The organism is Salinicoccus jeotgali, assembly GCF_055379195.1.
This window is the reverse complement of record NZ_AP043830.1, coordinates 610,726-628,738: the sequence shown is the minus strand read 5'-3', so window position 1 is coordinate 628,738 and position 18,013 is coordinate 610,726. Positions and strand designations below refer to the sequence as shown.

Below are 18,013 nucleotides of genomic sequence, written 5' to 3'. Positions count from 1 at the left end.
ATGTATAGAAGCACAGAAACGATAGGAGGATCACAAATGACTGAAGATTTCATCGTCTGCAGATGTGAGAACATCTACATGTCGGAATTACAGAGCATCATCGATGAAGGGGCGACCAACGCGCGGGAGTTGAAGTTGAAATCCCGTGCCGGAATGGGCTTCTGCACCTCCCGGACATGCGGTCCGTTCATCGAAAAGTTGACCGGGGACCATAGTGCGGAACCGACCTTCATCAATCTCAAATCGCAGCCCCCGATACGGACGCTTTCATTTTCAGAACTGATGGAGGGGGGAGCGGAATGACGAGACGGATTACCCACCATGCCATTCTAGGGTCGATCGATGATGACAAGATTCCGTTCAGTTGGAACGGCCAGATATTGTATGGCAGTCGTCGCGACAGCCTGACATCCGCCCTGCTCGCAAATGATGTTCGCATGCTGAGGCGCCATGAAAAGGACGGAAAGCCACGCGGTCTCTACTGCAACATCGGCCACTGTTCCGAATGCCGGGTGACGGTGGACGGCCACTGGAATCAGCGGGCGTGCATGACACCACTTGAAGAAAATATGGCTGTAGAGTCACAAGGCATGCTTCCGCACCTCACAGAGGGAGGGAAACGCGATGTTTGATACGATAATCATCGGCAGCGGCCCTGCCGGATTGAGTGCCGCAAATATATTGAAGGATGAGCAGAACGTCCTCATCATCGACGAGTATTATCATCCAGGCGGCAGGCTGCTCGGCCAGCTCTACGAAGAAAAGCGAGATGTATGGTGGAACGGCCAGGAAATCGCCGATTCGCTCTTTGACGGCGTCAAAGATTCGGTGACCTTCAAACCATCCACGTCCGTCATCAATATAGAAAAGAAAGATCATTTCACCATCCATACGACTAGGGGCACATTCGAATCATATAACGTCATCGTCGCCACAGGGGCCCGTGAGAAATCATTCCCCCTGCCGGGCTGGGATCTGCCGGGTGTCATGACGGTCGGAGCGGCACAAGTCCTGACCAACTTCCAGAGGGTCGCACCGGGCGAGCGAGGGGTGATCATCGGCATGAACCCGCTGTCTCTAGTAATCGCCCTCGAACTCGGCTATGCCGATATAGAGGTCGCTAAAGTCTGCCTGCCGCCAGACAACCCATTAAATGAACAATCCCCGATGGACGCATTTGAAACATTGTTGTCACTGGGTGGACTTGCGCCCTCGAAGTTCATCGCCTCAGCCAGCCGGCTCGGTGCCAAAATTCCTGCATCCCATAGGACTGCGGTCAAATTATTCCCAAAAAGCGGTGTAAATGCCATGGGGTTGCCGATTTCCATACGCGAGAAAGTCACACGCATCAATGGCCAGGAACAAGTCGAATCCGTCACCGTCCATGAGGTCGATTCGAAGGGCCGTATCTTATCGAAAAAAAGCCGGACGATACCGTGCGATTTCGTATGCATTTCCGACGGTCTCGCACCGCTGAGTGAAATTTGTTCCCTAATGAATATGAAGCATGTCTACATTGAATCACTCGGCGGCTACGTCCCTCTCCACGACAGCAGAATGCGTACCGAAATAGAAAATTTGTATGTGGCAGGCAACATTACAGGGATAGAAAATGCGAAAGTCGCCATGCTGCAAGGTGAATTGGCCGCTTCACAAATACTTGGGAACGAGGCAAACAGCCGCACAATCCTTGAAAAGATCAATCATGAGCGCCATTACGCTAAAGTGAAGTTCCATCCTGAACTCACCCGCGGCAAAGAACAGCTGGAGAGCCTGTGGCTTGAATATGTGAAATAAAAAGAGCGGGCAGGCCGATTCAGGCCTGCCCGCTCTTTCAATGATGAGGCTACTCTCTCGCAAAGTACAAGCGATGATCTGATTAAATTAGTATTAATATATCACTTCTACATAATCTAAATTCGCTGTCATATAAACGTTCTCTCCCACTTCTAATCTTGGAGTCAGTTTTCTTGTGTATACTATATTATTGACCTTCATTGTTTCTCCTGGTTCCAACGTCTTCAAGGGGTCGGTTTTAAAAGAAACTGATTCGTATAGTTTGCATTTTTTAATTACTCTTACTTCTTTCGGAACTTCGAAGACATAGCCATCGACCAAGTCATCAGTTAGCTCTTTCACAAGTTTCTTATTAGCTGAAATGATGTACCCTTCCTTAGTTTTAAGCCTCGGTGTACCACGTTGAGATTTGACAGTATCGGCAATTGAAATACGTGTCCCCACTTTCAATCTTTTTGGCGATATATTTTTGAAATCTTCATCAAGATAAGTATTTATATCTTTTACTACAACTATATACTGAGGTAGCACAGTAATATAATTGTCAGCTGGTCTCAAAGATTTTTCGGATCTTTGTTTAAATTCAACTTTAAAATTTTGTCTCTTTTGCTGGTAATCCTCACTCGCGTTTGGAAGCGAGGAGTTTACCAATATCGACTTAAAACCATCGTATTTAATCCGCAAGTTGATTTCTGGATTTCCATCGAATTTTAAATCATTGGTTCGTATATAGATTTTGTTATCCTCTATTTTATATTCTATACCTTGCTGCGTCGATTCATCGGATATTTTTGACATGGACACTTCATTGATATCAACCTGCGGTTCTTTATAGATATGGATTATTTCGTAAAAATCGTTATTAAGATAATGGCTGCCTCCATAAACGGCGAAGCATTCCGACGTAACATCTTTAAGTCCAGAAAACTTAGATGGAAATCTCTGATGAATCACACCATTATCAATATAAAAACTTTTCCGTCCTTCTATAATCAAATGTTCAAGATACTCTTCCAGATTTGTTTTATTAGTGTTAAATAGATGATAAATATTTTTAAATCTATTTATCTCAATATAATCTTCGATATTGAGGCCATTTTCCGAAAAGGTTTGAATAACTTCTTCAAAAATCTTATAATATTTGTCTTTTTCTAAGCTGACGAGAAAAGTTTTAGTGTGGAAGAAACGACGTATAAAATCAACTTCGACAATTCGGGAAAGTATTGAGTTTTTGGCTGATTTAGGTATATCAAGCTTCATTATTTTTCTCAGCAAGGTTAAATTAATTACTGCTTTTTCAAGAATGCTTGTACCTCTGACCAAAGACACATTTTCTGCGTGACGATTGACGTGATATACTGACTCGTCCGTCATGGAAGCATTCCTACACTTCGATATAAGCTCTGTGAAAAACAACTTATCTTCGCCAAACAACATGTGTTCGAATTTTATATCATTATCTATTACTACAGAACGTTTAAAGATTTTCCCGGGCGGGCCTACTGCCCTAAATATTTTATCTATCTCATATGGAACTAATTGGTTCTCATTTTTATAGGATGTGAAAGTAGCCAATTTAGTAATACCTTTGTTAGTATGTTTATAACTTTGACCAAAGCCGATATCCGCCCCATTTTCTTCCATTTGAAACAGAAGTTTAGGAAATCCTTTACTATCCAACCAGTCGTCTGCATCTAAAAGTGCCAAGTATTTTCCTTTAGCTTTCTCAAATCCTATATTTCTCGGATAGGAAGGACTCCCAGAATTTTCTTCTAATGGGATTATTTTTATAAATTCATGCTCCCTAGAATAATTATTCATTATTTCAAGTGATCCATCACTTGATAGGTCATCTACACATATTACTTCTATCATTTCTTTGTCTATATCAAGATTTATTAAAGAATCAAGACATTGATGAAGGTATTTCGCCTTATTATATACTGGAACTACGATACTTATTAGTTTTTCCAAGTCATAACACCCCACATGATATTGTATATACTCAGCAATTATTATTTATTATACCTGAAAAGTTTATTTTCGACACCATCTGTTACCAGTCTCGCGTCCGACATAAAACATTTTTCTTATATCTCTTTTTTAAAAGAAAAAATTTAAAAGAAAAAATCATTATCGATTTACTAGGATAGTAGGGTATCAAAATTTACAAAACTACTCCAGAATTCGCATTCTTATCGGCTATATATAAATTTTATGACATTCCCCTATTTATCTCGATCTTTAACCATCAGTAATTTTTTTTCTGAAATGCGCCCTTCATAGGACTGCCCTTCTCTGATGCCGGTGCCGAAATGGAGTGCAGCCGGAGTGAGTGCATCCATTACCTGAGAAACATTTTCCGTGTTCAATCCACCCCCGGGCATGATCATAGGCAAGCCATTTCTGGTTTTTGCCATCAATTCCTTCAATGTTCCCATATTTTTTACTGAAGGACCTTGTCCACCTGAAGTCAATATGGTCTTGATTTTGGGATGCCGCATGATGACTTCAAGCGCCGCCGGCTGATCGTCCACCGCATCGAACGCCTTATGGAACGTCACATCCAGATCGCCGCTTTCTGCTAGCAGCATTTCCAATGTCCTTTCATCGATTACGCCTGATTCCCTCAGGCATCCGAGGACGATGCCGGCCGCGCCACATTCTTGGACTGTTCTGATGGATGCCCGCATCTCTTCTACATCTTCACTCGTGTAATGGAAGGAGTCGCCGTGGGGCCGGATCATGACATTCACCGGGATATCGGAGTGCGCTACAGCTTCTTGGATCAGTTCCGTGCTTGGCGTCAGGCCATCCTTCTCCATATCTGCACACAATTCTATGCGGTCTGCCCCGAAATCATTCAAATCTTGTACATCCTGCACATTTACCGCGATGCCTTCTATAATCAAATTTTCCACCTCATTATCATCGTTGATATCATCATACCAATAAGAGCGCTTTGTGGCTCCTCAAACCATTCACTTAATGTAGTATGTATAAAAAAACCATCCCGCGGAGGGATGGTTTTGTGTGCGTCTCTACGCTTTTCTCAGTGCCTTCATGACGAATGACACGATCAGGATAAGGATGATTGCACCAAGCAATCCGCCGATGATGCTGACCCCACCAAGTGTTGGGCCGAAGCTCAGTCCGATTGAATTCGCAATCGCGGCACCGACTAATCCTGCAATGATGTTTCCGATGATGCCGAATGGCACATCTTTACCGAGGATGACTCCAGCGAGCCAACCGATGATGCCCCCTACGATTAATGTAATAATCCAACCCATTATCAAAACCTCCAAATATTTTTATATCATAACTGATTACAAATATTAGATACCACTTCGGTGAAATTTCAAACTTATATTTCCTAAAATTTATTTTTGTTATCAGTCAGTAACATTTCTGTTATATATCATATTCTAGAAATATGGCATTTTATAATCACCGGGGCCAGGTCCCTTCTCCATACATTAAAGAAAGGCATACCAAGATGGTATGCCCTGCTGACGATTTCACCCTCACTTATCAAACACGATGTCCACGACCTTCTCGGCTGCCCTGCCGTCATCCCAGCTGCAGAACCGATCATAGAATGCTTCGTACCGTTCTTCATAGTCGGCGACTATCTGATCGATGTTCTCCACCGCTTCAAAAAGTTCATCGTTGTCCTTAAGAAGCGGGCCGGGCAGTTCCGTTTCCATATCAATATAGAAGCCACGCAGCTGATCCTTATATTTCTCCAAATCATAGGTGAAGAAAAGTATCGGCCGCTTCAAATTCGCATAATCGAAGAAGACGGATGAGTAGTCGGTGATGAGCATATCGGAAATGAGATACAGTTCACTGACATCATCATATCCAGAAACATCATACGCGAATCCTTCCAGGCCAGTCAGGTCCATCTTGGACGCGACGACGTAGTGCATCCTGAGCAGTATGATGTACTCATCGCCGAACCGCGCCTTCAGCCGTTCAAGGTCGAGCTGAAGCGTAAACCTGTATTTTCCCACCTTATAATATTCATCGTCCCGCCATGTCGGGGCATAGAGTATGACTTTCTTATCCCTCGGCAGATCGAGCTTCTCCTTGATGCTCCGGATGATGACCGGATTATTGTCGTTGGTCAGCACATCGTTCCGCGGATAGCCGGTTTCAAGCATTGTATTGTTGAACCAGAAGGCCCTTTTGAAGATGGCTGATGAATAGGCGTTCGGGGCAATGAGATAATCCCATTTATCCGTTTCATTGTTGAAGTTCCTCTTATAGCGCACAGCATTGGTCCCCGGCATGTGCACGGCCTCCATGTCGCCTGCCAGACGTTTCAGCGGCGTGCCGTGCCAAGTCTGCAGATATATCTGGCCTTTCCTTTTTATATAGCTGTTCGGCATGCGTACATTGCTCACGATGTGTTTGGCCCGGGCGATATAGTAATAGTATTTCAGTGAAAAGCGCTTCACTGTAGCAGGTCTACCGGGGATTTTCTGATCTTTGTTGATGACCCAGACGAGTTTATGGCCCTTCCTGTTCTTAAGCATATACTCATATATATATTTAGGGCTGTCGGAATAGGCCTTCCCCTGAAAGCTTTCAAACACCACGAGATTATCTATCATATCCATTTTGTTGAATATGCGTTTATAGATTAGTTCTTTACGGCCTTTTTTGGTTCTGATCCCTTTTTGGATATCCCTAAGCAGATGGTGGAAGTTACTCAAGCTCTTAAATATACCGACCTTATTAGTGCGTATCGCCCTAATGTCATTCAACAGAACCCTATCTTTATTCTGCAATGATTCAGGGCTGATCTTATTGATGCTGGCAGCAAGATCATCGAAATATTCATCAATGAATGAGTCATCCTTAAACTTCACGACGAGGTGTTTACGGTAGAAGTTGAGCAGTGTGTTATCTAAAAATCTTTCTGCCTGAGCACTCAGTTCCATTTCTTTAAGACCATTATAGACCATAAACAGGTCAGGCATACGCTGCTCTACCGGCAATTGTCTTAAGGAAGGATGGTTGATTGGATCATTTCTTCTCCTTCTGAAGTAGATTGCTTCACTAACGTAAGGTACTACTGCGATAGACTCCAGTAAGGGCACCATAAATGTAAGGTCTGAAAAAGTCATGACTTCCTCGTTAAATCTAATACCCAATGAATTGATATATTCCTTAGAAACCATAAAGTTCAATGAGGAATGATTTCTTATCAAATTATATTTTCTAGCCCCGAACATTCTCACTTTATTGGTACCGGGCATGATGATGGCAAAACTTGAACCGAAGTCGGTTCTTTTCATTCTCGCTCTGATAATGGGATGTTGTCCTATATTTTCTGACAGTAGCTGCAGCATATTCTCTGAAATATAATCGTCGCTATCCAAGAAATAAATATAATCTCCCCGAGCCATATCAATTCCTATATTACGTGCTCTACCTACTTTAAGATCATGTTTGACCTCTACGAATTTAAAACGCTCATCTTCTGTATATTTTTCTCCAGTTGCCCTTTTAAGGGCATCTATATCTGAATGAAGGATCAGCACCTCATAATCTGTATATGTTTGCTTATGAATCGATTCAAGAGTTTCATTAATATAATTTTCATTATTTTCTGCTGGCGTGATGATTGAAATCATTTTATTTTCTAGCACCTCGACTTTCGTCCTGTTTCATTAACTCATCTACTAAAGTAAACCATTTTTCCCGGTAACTATTAATATCGAATTTTTCATCCATTTTATTTCTTGCTTCCCTACCCATCTGCCTCGTTTTCTCAGGATTTTTAAGCATTGATATCATTCGTTCGGATAATGTGACAATATCTCCCTTTTCAATTAGATAACCGTTTTTTCCATCATCAATCATGTCCGAGGGTCCATAACGGATATCGTAACTGATGACAGGCGTTTCATTGACCATACTTTCCATTACTGAGAGGGAAAAACCTTCAGCTTTAGATGTGACGGCAGAAAGCGCACCAGACTGGTAGACTTTTTCGGGATTTTGAGTATATCCTTTAATGGAAACATTTTCTTTGAGTTCGAGGTCATCGACTAAATGAAGGTAATCCTTCTTTTTATTGCCTCCACCCCAAATCTCAAGTTGAGCTTTTGGTAAAACTTCCACAACATTTTTGAATGCTCTGATTATATGATCAATATTTTTAATACTTGAAAATCTAGAAATGATCACTACTTTCATCATGTCACGCTTCAAGGAAAGCCGCCTGCCTCGAAGGACATTTTTAGCCTCTCTGATGGTTGCACTAATTAATGTTTTTATTGTTTTTTCACCATGACGTGCTTCATAGTAATTTGGAATGACATGAATCTTTTCTTCATGGCCAAAACGTTTGGCAATATCCATCTTCTGCTTCTCAGTCAACACGACAAGTGCATCCACTTTATCTATATTTTTTATAGCAGATCTGTTCCGGATATTCAGTTCCGATTCAGGATCATCAGGATTTTTGAGATGATTCGAGTGAGGACGGATGACACGCTTCGTTTCAGTATTCCCTAACCGTATAAGTAATTCATCGGTAGAACGCGTATCTGAGATCAGAACTGGTGGAATTTTCGTTTCCTCTACCACCTCTTTCAACCACTCTGTCTTATGTTGATTAGTATCACCGTCAGTCTCAGATAAGATCATATGATTTTTCGCAAGGCTTATGACATCTACCCTCTCCTCTGTTTCAGGGTTCCACCACATAATCAAAAAGCTGTTACCATCTTTATCCAAGAAGACATCTTTCTTCATTTTATTCTCTTCGAGGCTGTAATACTTTACCCGGGTCATATCTCCATAATAGTTATAATGTTCCCTGTGTGTACGATTGCCTTCGCTGTTGAAATAATCTATAAAATCGAGTGTGTCATCGCTCCTCAAAGAAATGTATTTCTCATACTTGCCTTCTCTATATAGACGATATGCATTACGGGAGTTGCGTTTGGAGACTCTAAACTCTTTTTCATAGTCGGATATATTCACCTTTATACCATCTGTTTTTATTTTTTCATCTTGATAGCCCGCCCGTTCATCAAACAAGCTACGTATACGCACATTCCTACTCACTTTATTTTTCTCTTTTAACTTACGGACTATTTCCGGAAAACGAGGTTCGTACCTGAAAGTCAATATATCTGTGTCGTATCCCGCATCCGCAAAAGTGCTCGCCTGCCTTAAGGAAGCATGGGTCAACCCCCCTCGATTGAGATCTACAGAGTTAAGTAAAAAAATAATTTTAGGTTTCATCTTTATCATTCCTATTCTAGTCCATGATAAATGTATCTACGATGCTTAATCTATTATACATTATTCGTGCCCATGCCTTCCACCGTTTAGCGGCGTGTGCCATGGGTATTAGTCTACTGACTGGGGCATCACTGCCCAAATGATCAGGAACGGGGGGAATTACAGATGGCGATTATAGAATCTTTTTCGAATGAGCGGGATCTGCTCGGACGCATAGAACACCTGAAACTAAAGGGTGTCGATGAGGCACGCATGACGGTCATCACCAAGGATGATCCCGGTGAGCGGGCATTTGATCACCTCGGCGTCAAACAGCGGAGTACGGAGGTGGACACGTGGGACCGTATCGTTTCATGGTTTGCGGATGAAGACCCGGAGACCCAGGCGATGAACAGCCTCCGCTTGAGTGAAGCCCAGCAGGCAGAATACCGGCAGGCACTGATGGACGGCAAGCTGCTCCTCCATATAGATGAGCCGGATCCCGTCAAGGGCGGTTTCTTCCATGATGCGGACAAAGCCGATTACATCGATCCATCAGACAGTGAATACAGCTATTGGACAAGCAATGGAAATGACAAACGTAAAAGGGAGGCGCGCTTCGCCAAAGATCGACAGGCAGAAGCACGCACTACTTCTCCAGATCACGATGAGGAGACCATTGAGCTGCGAGAAGAACGTGTGGATATTAACAAGGAAACGGTCCAAACAGGCGAAGTCGAGGTCAATAAGTCTACGAACATACGGATGGAGGAGTTCGATGTACCCGTCAATCGCGAGGAGGTCACGGTCGAACGCATTCCAGTGGAGGGCAGCCCATTAGCTGAGACCTATGAAGTGGCGAAAGAAGCTGGCGTCGAACGCATCCCCATCACCGAAGAACGCGTTCGGGTCATCAAGGAGCGTGTCGTGACTGAAGAGATCGTCATCCGCAAACAGACTGTCGAAGATGTGGCACACATCCGGGAACCCGCGCGCTACGAAGAGGCTGATGTTACCAAAAACCTTCCAAAAACCGATGGGGACTACAGAAGATAGAAAAAAACCCAGGCTTTTAGGCCTGGGTTTTCAGTTATCATTTTGATATCGTCCTGTTGTTTTTGATGGCTACGTGGAAATCCTCGAAGCATTGGAAGTGACTAGGATTCATATTGCGAAACGTATGGTTGCGGACTGCACCTTTTTCATTTAGAACCCTTAAGAATAATGCTCCGGATTCGTATTTGGATTCAGCCAAACCATCCATCACTTCGTGGTCCAGTTCCTGGATTTCAGTAAAATGGAAATGACTGATCTCCCAATCGGCTTCTCCTTTTCCTTCCTTTAAGATGGAACGATGAACCACCATTATTTCATCCTCAAGCAGGAAGTAGAGCCCGGTACGTGTCAAATTGATCAGACAGGTGCCCAGGCAATGGGCGTCCTTCTTCTGGTATGAACCAAAGACCGGCTCATGTTCCAGGAAATTGTTGGCTTCAGTGATGAAATCCAGTTCCTTTCCTTCCAATTCATATGAAGCACCGACGACTTCTGTCATGGATTTTGGCAATTCTATATCATTAAAATATTCATTGACAAGATTATAATGGATCATGTTGCGGTTCCTACCTCTCTTATTTCATATCAGAAATATACCATGTTTAGACATATTTTAAAATGTATTAATAGTTCCGCTGCCAACTAGTTCATGCGACTGGCTTGGCGTATCATCTGCAGACGCTGGAATTGCTCGAGGTGGGCAGGGTTCAAGTTACGCAATGTATAGTTGCGGATCTGGCGCTTTTCATTAGTCACTTTCATGAACAGCACGCCTGACTCCTTGTCCGCCAGATCATCACGGTCGAGCTTTTCCATATCGAGCGTCTGTATATCATCAAATGAGTAGCTTACCATCTGCCACTCGGCGATGCTGCCGAACTGCTTTAGGAGCGGCGTATGTATGGCGGTTATCCCATCATCCAGTAACGCATAGATGCCTACTTTGGACATATTGATGACACAGCTGCCAAAACAATGGGCAGTCAGGTCCCATTCCAGACGGCGATCTGTAGGGGTCGCGAGAAAAGAGAGTACACTGTCGATGAAGCAGCCTTCCTCCCCAGGGAGCTTGTTTTCAAGAGCCATCAGTTCATTGATGTTCCTGCAGTCGATCTGCTCTTCCAAAAAAGCATTTACAACATGATACCGGATCATATCAATTCCCCCCTTGGTTTTGTAGTGAGACGGGTGCAGTTCAGTGTACTGCTCATGATGGGTAGGCATTTCACTTTGATTATACAACATATTAAAGTAATTATATATCATCCTCATGTAAATTTATAGTAAGAGCATAAGCCCACAAAAAAGAGCGATCCTTGATCAGGACCGCTCTTTTTAATCATTTAACTTATGATGGCATTATTGACCACTTTTTCAGGTTTCGCACCGAGTATCATCAGGAATATTTCCGGGGAATCGATATGGCGGTTTTGCTTCAGTATATCGAGGAACAGTTCGAATCCTTCGACGCGCCTGAGCTTCTCCACTTCTTCAGCCAATATATCAAGCACAGAGGACTTGATGAATTTCGGTGTTGGCTCATGTGCCTCCCCTGTCATCATATCGGCCAGATACTTGTATTTGACCTGCAGCTGACGGGCAAAGCTCGTGACGTGTTCAAGCCTATGGTATAGGATCGGATGATTTTCGCTTAAGTGCGCCAGGTCTCTTTCGATCTCACGTATTGTTTTTCTGCTCGCGTACATTATCGGTTCACCTCATCCCATGGTTTGTCGACACTGATCTTCGTCGTCAGTTCCTTGCTGTGTATGCGACGGTCCTTGCGCATGGCCGTCCGCTTCTTGTTGGACTCGTACAAGTACTTCTCCTCGTCCGTCTCCGGTATGATGCCAGGTACCGGAATGGGCCGTTTCGTCTCCTCATCGAGTGCCACGAATGTCAGAAAAGCTGTTGCTGCGACGTTGCGTTCTTCTGTCACCAGATCTTCCGTGATCACTTTACAGAAGATTTCCATGCTGCGGTTGCCGGTCGATGACACGAATGCTTCTATGCATACCGATTCAGATTGCGTGATCGGGCGCAGAAAGTCGATTGAGTCGATGGATGCCGTCACGCATTCCCTTACCCGCGCGTGGCGCCTTGCGGCAAGTGAGGCGACGTTGTCGATGCGCTTCATCAGCACGCCGCCGAACAGTGTATCGTAGTTGTTCAAGTCATTCGCAAATACCTGATCGATGCTGATGACTTTGCTGTCTTTCGGATTTTTATATTCAACCATTTAAGAAATCACCTTTCGTCTTACTGATGATTCCATTGTAGAACCTGAAAACCCTTTCTGAACAATAGTTTTATTAAATGTCGCATATAGCCTAAAACGATGAAAGCGGTCCCTTTAATCAGGCAAACGTCTCCTGGAAGTGCTTCAGCCACTCTTTTGTGATGAAGTTCATGTAGCGGTCCCGGTTCCAGATGATGCCAAGGCGCCAACGCATGACAGGTTCTGTTATCTCGACCGCCACCGACGGCGCGCCTAGCAGCTGCGCCACGCTCTGAGGTAATATGCACACCCCAAGCTCCGACTGGATCATCTCTTCGATGAAATGCCATTGTGAAGTCTTTGCGATCACCTTCGGGGTAAAGCCTGCATTTTTGCATGCCGAAGTTATGATTTCATTCAGATAGAAGTCTTCGTTGAACATGATGAAATCCGAATCTTTGAGTGAGTCAAGCCCGACGTTGCTACACTCAGCCAATGGATGGTTCGGATGGACGACCAGGCACAATGTTTCAGACAGGAAAGTGAAGGCATCAAAATCAGCACCTTCAGTCGGCAGTACGGTAATGCCGATGTCGATATCATATTGCCTGAGGCGCTGTTCGATTGTGCCACTGCCGCTTTCAATCAGCTGGTAGGTGATCTTCGGATATTTGTCGTGGAACGTCTTCATGATCGCCATCAACGGGCTGACATCCATGATCGGCGGCAGGCCGATACGGATGTGCCCGTGCTGTACACCGACCATGTTTTTCAGGTCATATGCCAGTGCTTCATGCATGCGGAGTATCTCTTCAGACTGGTCATAGAACATCTGGCCGGCATCCGTCAGTTCAAACTGCTTGCGGTTCCGATTGAACAGCCGCACACCGAGTTCCGCTTCAACATCATTGATCGCCTTGCTGATCGTCGGCTGGGATATGTAGAGTTGATGTGCTGCCTCAGTCATGCTGCCATGCTTGACGATGGCCGTGAAATAGCGCATATGCTTGATGTCCATGGATTTTTCCTCCCCTAGGGTTTCATTGGCACAATTATACAGCGGTTTCGTTCAAATGTGAAAGACAAATAGCCAGATACATAAAAAAGCCTACCGCAACAGCGGCAGACTTCAACGCATTCTATGACATTTGTTTGAATGCTTCCGGTTCGTCAAAAGTGACATAAGTGCCGGCAAGCAGATCATGGATCGACCGCTTGTCCTTACGCACACTGACCATAATGGCTGACGCAATGGCTGCGAGACCGAACGTCACGCTGTAGATGAAGAACCCGAGCACTTCGCGTATGATCATCGGCAACAGCCCGGCTTTTGAACCGTCCACTTTGACGACCCGTATATTCAGCACGCGTTTAGCGATTGTGTACCCGTAGAAATAGACAGGCAGCAGAATGAAATACGCTAACCCTGCGATGCTTTCACCCGTCTGGGCACTCGCGCTTGATGTATCGACTTGGAAAACAAATAGGATTGTGCCGACCACCATGCCGACAAGCAGCGCGTCAAGCACCCGTGCCCCGAGCCGCACCCAAAATCCTGCTGGATTGGACATTTTTTCACCTCAAAATATTTTTCTTTCCCTATTGTAGCACTGCCCGGTAATGTAATGCATGTCTGACTGTGCATTCTCCTGATTTTCGCCACATTAAATAAGGTTGAATGGTCAGTAGCCCCCCACCGGTGGGTTAACGTGCCACCGTCGCATGTGTTAAAATACTCTATATGTATATGGAGCTGCCGGGCAGCATCTGCCTTTATAAGAATGGAGGAAACGTATGGCTGAGAAAAACAATCGACAAAATCATGAAGGCAGCAGGTCCGCCCTACTCCTTGGCTGCCTCGGACTCATTGGAGTGGCAATCATCCTCTCAGGCATCGCCTATCTGATCGCCACGCTGATACTCGGTGAACCCCCTGAACCAAAAGATGTCGACGAGATAAAAGATGAAGTCAGTTTCATGCTGGAGACGGTCCGCCCGTCCCTCAGCGGCAAGCTCGCCACCGCGCGCACGACTATAGGCATGTAAGCGGACAACACCCCTCTATATCCATTATAGTGGAAAGAGATAGATATAGATAAAGGGAGGCGTGATGAAATGGCAGTCATACTGCAGGTTGATTTCGAAATGGACGGCCCTTTCGGCGAAGATATGGCCGAAGGGTTCAGAGATCTTGCCGAGAGCATCAATGAGGAACCTGGGTTCCTCTGGAAGATCTGGACGGAGAACGCAAAAGAGAAGGAAGCTGGCGGCATCTACCTCTTCGACACGCAAGAGGCGGCAGAGGCCTATCTGAAGATGCATACCGAACGGCTCCGTTCATTCGGCATCGACTCGGTCAACGGCAAAATCTTCAATGTCAATGAACCGCTCACTACCATCAACGGCGGACCGCTTGCACCATAAAAAAAGAAGACCATACCGGTCTTCTTTTTTTATGGTTTTTTAAGCCCGCGCTGCTCAAACACTGCCGCTTCGACGGCTTCATATGTATCCATTTCTCCCCGCCTTTTCATATCAAGCGCCATCTGCTCCCGCACCTTGACAGGCTCATGCGGGACAAACCGATCATGCCGCGAGTCATACTTGTATCCACGCTCTTCCATCACGCGTTTGATGGTCCCCATATGGAGCATGTGTTCACTCAGCAGATACATCTTCACCAGCCTGTCGCTCGGGAACTGTCGGTAATATACGCAACGGGCCTCCTCGCGTGCCCGCGCCACCGCTATCTTATGCTGACCCCCTCTATAGATCCGGGAAGCCGCTTTTTTGACAGCCGAGAAAGTGCCGCCTGCAAGCCACTTTACCTGCCCGGCATTATACTTCCTGACTTTATCCATCCTGACTGCCACCCGCTGTGCATTCGACCGTACCTTCCCCCAGTTCATCTTCATGGATGCACCCCTTTGCTTCCGTACTCGTATGTTCATAGAAAAAACACAATATATGTAATATACATCATATTACCCATATTTTGTATATCTAATCCTATTAGGAGAAAATAAATTGCTCCTCTAGCGTCGGTTTAGCCTGATGTATTATTCTGTTTGTCGTCACAGACGCGCTTTCTCATCCAGCCCATAAAACATCATGAGAAGTGCATAGTCATGTTACTCCCGCTTCAGCCGATCGACATATTGTTTACCTTCAACCAACGATAAGCCGAGTGTCTGCCGGGCTTTCTTGATGGCTTTGATCTCCTCGCCTTCCCTGACCATCCGGCGCAGTTCATGATCGACAGGGTGGCCTTCGCCATCTGCCGTAATGAATTTCTCCTGTCCACTCTTAAGCCGCCTGACCTCACCATTCAATTTTGAATTCGTATACAACAGATAAACAATGATTCCCAGCAGCAGAGGAATGATATATGCCATGATATTCCCTCCCCCTATCTGACATCAATTCTTGCGTCATATTTTACCTGACGCATTTTTCATCACATTCAAAAAGTCCTCGACAAATCTAGCACTGTCAACTTCAAGGCTGACATTGACATTCGGTTCCTCGCCCCATAAACCACCGAAGTCGCAGACGGTCTGGCCGTAATTCAATGGACTGACGGTATCGACATCGACATAGTGGTGCTCGGTCCTAAGGAATCCACGGTTCAAAGCGAAACCGACCGCCAATGGATCGTGCAGCGCGCAGCCATCGAGTCCGAACTTATCCATGCTGAAGGTGCGGTAGATTTCAGTCGACTGCTTGATGAAGTCGTAATACTTACTGCCCTTAAGCGTCTCAATGTCGCGGGCTGTCAGCACAGCTTGTTTTGTGACATCCAAACCAACGAGCGTAACATTCGCGCCACCATGGATGACGATGCGCGCCGCTTCGGCATCCGTGAATATATTGAACTCCGAGTTCGGTCCACTGTTGCCCTGACCGGCTCTCGATACGATGCCACCCATGATGACGACTTCCTTCAATAGCTCGCCAAGCAGCGGTTCCTGTTTGAATGCCAGTGCAACATTCGTCAGCGGCCCCACCGCAATCAGCGTCACTTCCCCCGGATGATGCCTGGCTGCCTCCACGATGAAGTCAGGTGCAAATTGCGCCTCGCACATATTTTCGTACGGATAGTCTATGAGCGCGCCACCAAGGCCATCCTCCCCATGTATATGATGCACATGCCGGGACGGTTTCATCAAAGGACCCGCGGCACCGGAGAAGACCGGCACATCTTCCCGCCCCAACATGCTCAGCACCTTCAAAGTATTGCGGTTGACCATATCAAGTGGCACATTTCCGTCCACTGTTGTGATGCCCAAAAATTCTAGCGCATCACTTTCCAAGCCGTACATGATGGCCAGCGCGTCATCAATTCCCGTATCGACATCCATAATCACCTTCTTCATGAAAGCCCTCCTTTTTACGCCATTATAGCAGAAGCGGTAGGGGTCAGACGAGCCTGGAACGTCTGGAATATGCTAAAATAAAGCTGATATATCTATTATAAAAGGAGCATCTGAAAGTTATGAAACGCTTATTCATTACGGCACTGATCTTCTCCATGGCAGTTCTCTCGGCATGTGGTGAGGACAGTGAATCTTCAGGATCCAAGGATCAGAATGAAACTTCGGAATCTGTTGAAGCCAGTGGATCTTCGGAAACAACTGAAAAGGATTCATCCGCTGAAGAACCAAAAGTGACGGTAACTGACGAGCAGAAAAAAGCACTGGAGGAAAAGTTTGACGGCATCGCCCATAACCCGTTCGTCGAATCAATCGAGCCACAAGACGAGGATTATACACTCATTCATATAGTGGTCAGCGATAAAATCAATGAACTCGATAGATCCGCGGCCGAAGGAAAACTTCAGGGCGTCGGTGAATCGGTCCGTGAAGGTACAAGTGGCATCCTCTTCGACAGTTCCGCCAAGAACTTGCCGATGGTCAAGTTCATATCGCCGGATGACGATCTGCTTGGCCAATACGACAACCGCAATAGGGGTGCTGATATTCACTTTGAATCATTCGATTTCTAATGGTGCGCATAAAAAAGTTCCGGAGCTGAATGCTCCGGAACTTTTTTACTTCTTCTATTTGTCCGGCTCTGCCGGTTTGGAGATTTCTTCAAGTGCTTCTTCGGAATCCTCTGGATCTTCTTCATCCACCGCAACATCCCCTAATGCGACGATGCCGACTACTTTGTTGTCCTCTATAATCGGCAGGCGGCGTACCTGTTCCTGGGCCATGATGTTGGCTGCTTCTTCAACGTCCATATCCGGTGTGCCGGTGACGAAGCTTGAAGACAGGATACGGTTGATCGGCGTCTCCAATGAAAATTGGGACGCAATGCCGCGGATGACCAAGTCACGGTCTGTGATGATGCCGCGCAGATTGCCGTCTTCAGTGACAGGGATGCTCCCGACATCGAGTTCCATCATTTTGGATGCCACTTGCTGTACTGTCGTTTCAGGTCCGCATGTTTCGATTTCAGTCGTCATGATTTCTTTGACTTGCATCAATAATGCCTCCTATTCAATCTTAATATTACATTCATCTTACATATATCTAGTACCCGCAAGAAGCAGACCTTAATCATTACATTAATATCCACAATATTCTAAATGTTTAAATAAAACCTTAAAGGAAATTTAGTATAGTAAGAGCACCTTCAAGCGCCAAAAGAGTGACAGCAACGCCCCATCAATATGATTAAAGGAGGCCAATG

Annotated in this window: 22 protein-coding genes; 7 read left to right on the top strand and 15 right to left on the bottom strand. The window is 45.2% G+C overall.

Annotated elements, in window-relative coordinates:
• Nucleotides 1–36: 36 nt before the first annotated feature.
• The 3 genes from ACZ43I_RS03210 to ACZ43I_RS03200 are packed head-to-tail and all read left to right on the top strand — an operon-like array spanning nucleotide 37 to nucleotide 1,797.
• On the top strand, nucleotides 37–303 hold the full coding sequence (locus ACZ43I_RS03210) for a (2Fe-2S)-binding protein (RefSeq protein ID WP_344703909.1): 267 nt from the start codon (nucleotides 37–39) through the stop codon (nucleotides 301–303).
• The gene (locus ACZ43I_RS03205; protein ID WP_344703910.1) at nucleotides 300–632 is read left to right on the top strand and encodes a (2Fe-2S)-binding protein; all 333 of its coding nucleotides are present in this window, start codon (nucleotides 300–302) and stop codon (nucleotides 630–632) included. The genes ACZ43I_RS03210 and ACZ43I_RS03205 overlap by 4 nt, the downstream gene beginning before the upstream one ends.
• On the top strand, nucleotides 625–1,797 hold the full coding sequence (locus tag ACZ43I_RS03200; RefSeq protein WP_344703912.1) for an NAD(P)/FAD-dependent oxidoreductase: 1,173 nt from the start codon (nucleotides 625–627) through the stop codon (nucleotides 1,795–1,797). Before ACZ43I_RS03205 ends, ACZ43I_RS03200 begins: the two co-directional genes overlap by 8 nt.
• Before the next feature lie 93 nt (nucleotides 1,798–1,890).
• Here the strand turns inward: ACZ43I_RS03200 and ACZ43I_RS03195 are convergent, their stop codons facing one another.
• The 5 genes from ACZ43I_RS03195 to ACZ43I_RS03175 form a co-directional block, all read right to left on the bottom strand.
• Nucleotides 1,891–3,771: a glycosyltransferase family 2 protein gene (locus ACZ43I_RS03195; protein ID WP_344703914.1), complete on the bottom strand. Its 1,881-nt coding sequence runs from the start codon at nucleotides 3,769–3,771 to the stop codon at nucleotides 1,891–1,893.
• A 254-nt stretch (nucleotides 3,772–4,025) separates the two neighbouring features.
• Nucleotides 4,026–4,718, bottom strand: coding sequence for a copper homeostasis protein CutC (locus ACZ43I_RS03190; protein WP_344703916.1), 693 nt, complete (start codon nucleotides 4,716–4,718; stop codon nucleotides 4,026–4,028).
• 120 nt (nucleotides 4,719–4,838) lie between these two features.
• On the bottom strand, nucleotides 4,839–5,090 hold the full coding sequence (locus ACZ43I_RS03185; protein ID WP_344703918.1) for a GlsB/YeaQ/YmgE family stress response membrane protein: 252 nt from the start codon (nucleotides 5,088–5,090) through the stop codon (nucleotides 4,839–4,841).
• A 234-nt stretch (nucleotides 5,091–5,324) separates the two neighbouring features.
• Nucleotides 5,325–7,460, bottom strand: a complete 2,136-nt coding sequence (locus ACZ43I_RS03180; protein WP_344703920.1) for a bifunctional glycosyltransferase/CDP-glycerol:glycerophosphate glycerophosphotransferase — start codon at nucleotides 7,458–7,460, stop codon at nucleotides 5,325–5,327.
• A complete protein-coding gene (locus ACZ43I_RS03175) occupies nucleotides 7,447–9,066 on the bottom strand; it encodes a glycosyltransferase (RefSeq protein WP_344703922.1) in 1,620 nt (539 codons plus the stop codon). Before ACZ43I_RS03175 ends, ACZ43I_RS03180 begins: the two co-directional genes overlap by 14 nt.
• Before the next feature lie 165 nt (nucleotides 9,067–9,231).
• Here ACZ43I_RS03175 and ACZ43I_RS03170 point away from each other — a divergent pair, with 165 nt between their 5' ends.
• A complete protein-coding gene (locus tag ACZ43I_RS03170; protein ID WP_344703924.1) occupies nucleotides 9,232–10,101 on the top strand; it encodes a YsnF/AvaK domain-containing protein in 870 nt (289 codons plus the stop codon).
• Nucleotides 10,102–10,138: 37 nt separating this feature from the next.
• Here ACZ43I_RS03170 and ACZ43I_RS03165 read toward each other — a convergent pair whose 3' ends face one another.
• From ACZ43I_RS03165 to ACZ43I_RS03140, 6 genes are all read right to left on the bottom strand, one after another.
• Nucleotides 10,139–10,657, bottom strand: coding sequence for a hypothetical protein (locus tag ACZ43I_RS03165; protein ID WP_344703926.1), 519 nt, complete (start codon nucleotides 10,655–10,657; stop codon nucleotides 10,139–10,141).
• 86 nt (nucleotides 10,658–10,743) lie between these two features.
• Nucleotides 10,744–11,256 (bottom strand): hypothetical protein, encoded by a 513-nt coding sequence (locus tag ACZ43I_RS03160; RefSeq protein ID WP_344703928.1) that lies wholly within the window; start codon nucleotides 11,254–11,256, stop codon nucleotides 10,744–10,746.
• A gap of 188 nt (nucleotides 11,257–11,444) precedes the next feature.
• Nucleotides 11,445–11,807, bottom strand: coding sequence for a hypothetical protein (locus ACZ43I_RS03155; protein ID WP_344703930.1), 363 nt, complete (start codon nucleotides 11,805–11,807; stop codon nucleotides 11,445–11,447).
• Entirely contained in the window at nucleotides 11,807–12,340 is a 534-nt protein-coding gene (locus tag ACZ43I_RS03150; RefSeq protein ID WP_344703932.1) for an acyl-CoA thioesterase, read from the bottom strand. Before ACZ43I_RS03150 ends, ACZ43I_RS03155 begins: the two co-directional genes overlap by 1 nt.
• Nucleotides 12,341–12,458: 118 nt before the next feature.
• Complete coding sequence (locus ACZ43I_RS03145; protein ID WP_344703934.1) at nucleotides 12,459–13,337, bottom strand: LysR family transcriptional regulator; 879 nt, start codon at nucleotides 13,335–13,337, stop codon at nucleotides 12,459–12,461.
• 121 nt (nucleotides 13,338–13,458) lie between these two features.
• Nucleotides 13,459–13,890: an RDD family protein gene (locus ACZ43I_RS03140; protein WP_344703936.1), complete on the bottom strand. Its 432-nt coding sequence runs from the start codon at nucleotides 13,888–13,890 to the stop codon at nucleotides 13,459–13,461.
• Between the two features lie 223 nt (nucleotides 13,891–14,113).
• Between ACZ43I_RS03140 and ACZ43I_RS03135 the strand changes: the two genes are divergently transcribed.
• Together ACZ43I_RS03135 and ACZ43I_RS03130 are read left to right on the top strand one after the other, a co-directional pair.
• The gene (locus ACZ43I_RS03135; protein WP_344703938.1) at nucleotides 14,114–14,365 is read left to right on the top strand and encodes a hypothetical protein; all 252 of its coding nucleotides are present in this window, start codon (nucleotides 14,114–14,116) and stop codon (nucleotides 14,363–14,365) included.
• 69 nt (nucleotides 14,366–14,434) lie between these two features.
• Nucleotides 14,435–14,743: a monooxygenase gene (locus ACZ43I_RS03130; protein WP_344703940.1), complete on the top strand. Its 309-nt coding sequence runs from the start codon at nucleotides 14,435–14,437 to the stop codon at nucleotides 14,741–14,743.
• A gap of 29 nt (nucleotides 14,744–14,772) precedes the next feature.
• Here ACZ43I_RS03130 and ACZ43I_RS03125 read toward each other — a convergent pair whose 3' ends face one another.
• From ACZ43I_RS03125 to ACZ43I_RS03115, 3 genes are all read right to left on the bottom strand, one after another.
• Nucleotides 14,773–15,234 carry a hypothetical protein gene (locus ACZ43I_RS03125; protein ID WP_344703942.1) on the bottom strand — a complete coding sequence of 154 codons (462 nt, stop codon included), beginning with the start codon at nucleotides 15,232–15,234 and terminating at the stop codon, nucleotides 14,773–14,775.
• Between the two features lie 216 nt (nucleotides 15,235–15,450).
• Nucleotides 15,451–15,714 (bottom strand): hypothetical protein, encoded by a 264-nt coding sequence (locus tag ACZ43I_RS03120; RefSeq protein ID WP_344703944.1) that lies wholly within the window; start codon nucleotides 15,712–15,714, stop codon nucleotides 15,451–15,453.
• Nucleotides 15,715–15,750: 36 nt separating this feature from the next.
• Nucleotides 15,751–16,695: a nucleoside hydrolase gene (locus ACZ43I_RS03115; RefSeq protein WP_344703946.1), complete on the bottom strand. Its 945-nt coding sequence runs from the start codon at nucleotides 16,693–16,695 to the stop codon at nucleotides 15,751–15,753.
• Between the two features lie 119 nt (nucleotides 16,696–16,814).
• On the opposite strand from ACZ43I_RS03115, the gene ACZ43I_RS03110 reads away from it, so the two are divergent.
• On the top strand, nucleotides 16,815–17,324 hold the full coding sequence (locus tag ACZ43I_RS03110; RefSeq protein WP_344703948.1) for a hypothetical protein: 510 nt from the start codon (nucleotides 16,815–16,817) through the stop codon (nucleotides 17,322–17,324).
• A 54-nt stretch (nucleotides 17,325–17,378) separates the two neighbouring features.
• Here ACZ43I_RS03110 and ACZ43I_RS03105 read toward each other — a convergent pair whose 3' ends face one another.
• Nucleotides 17,379–17,804 carry a CBS domain-containing protein gene (locus ACZ43I_RS03105; RefSeq protein ID WP_344703950.1) on the bottom strand — a complete coding sequence of 142 codons (426 nt, stop codon included), beginning with the start codon at nucleotides 17,802–17,804 and terminating at the stop codon, nucleotides 17,379–17,381.
• Nucleotides 17,805–18,013 lie beyond the last annotated feature (209 nt).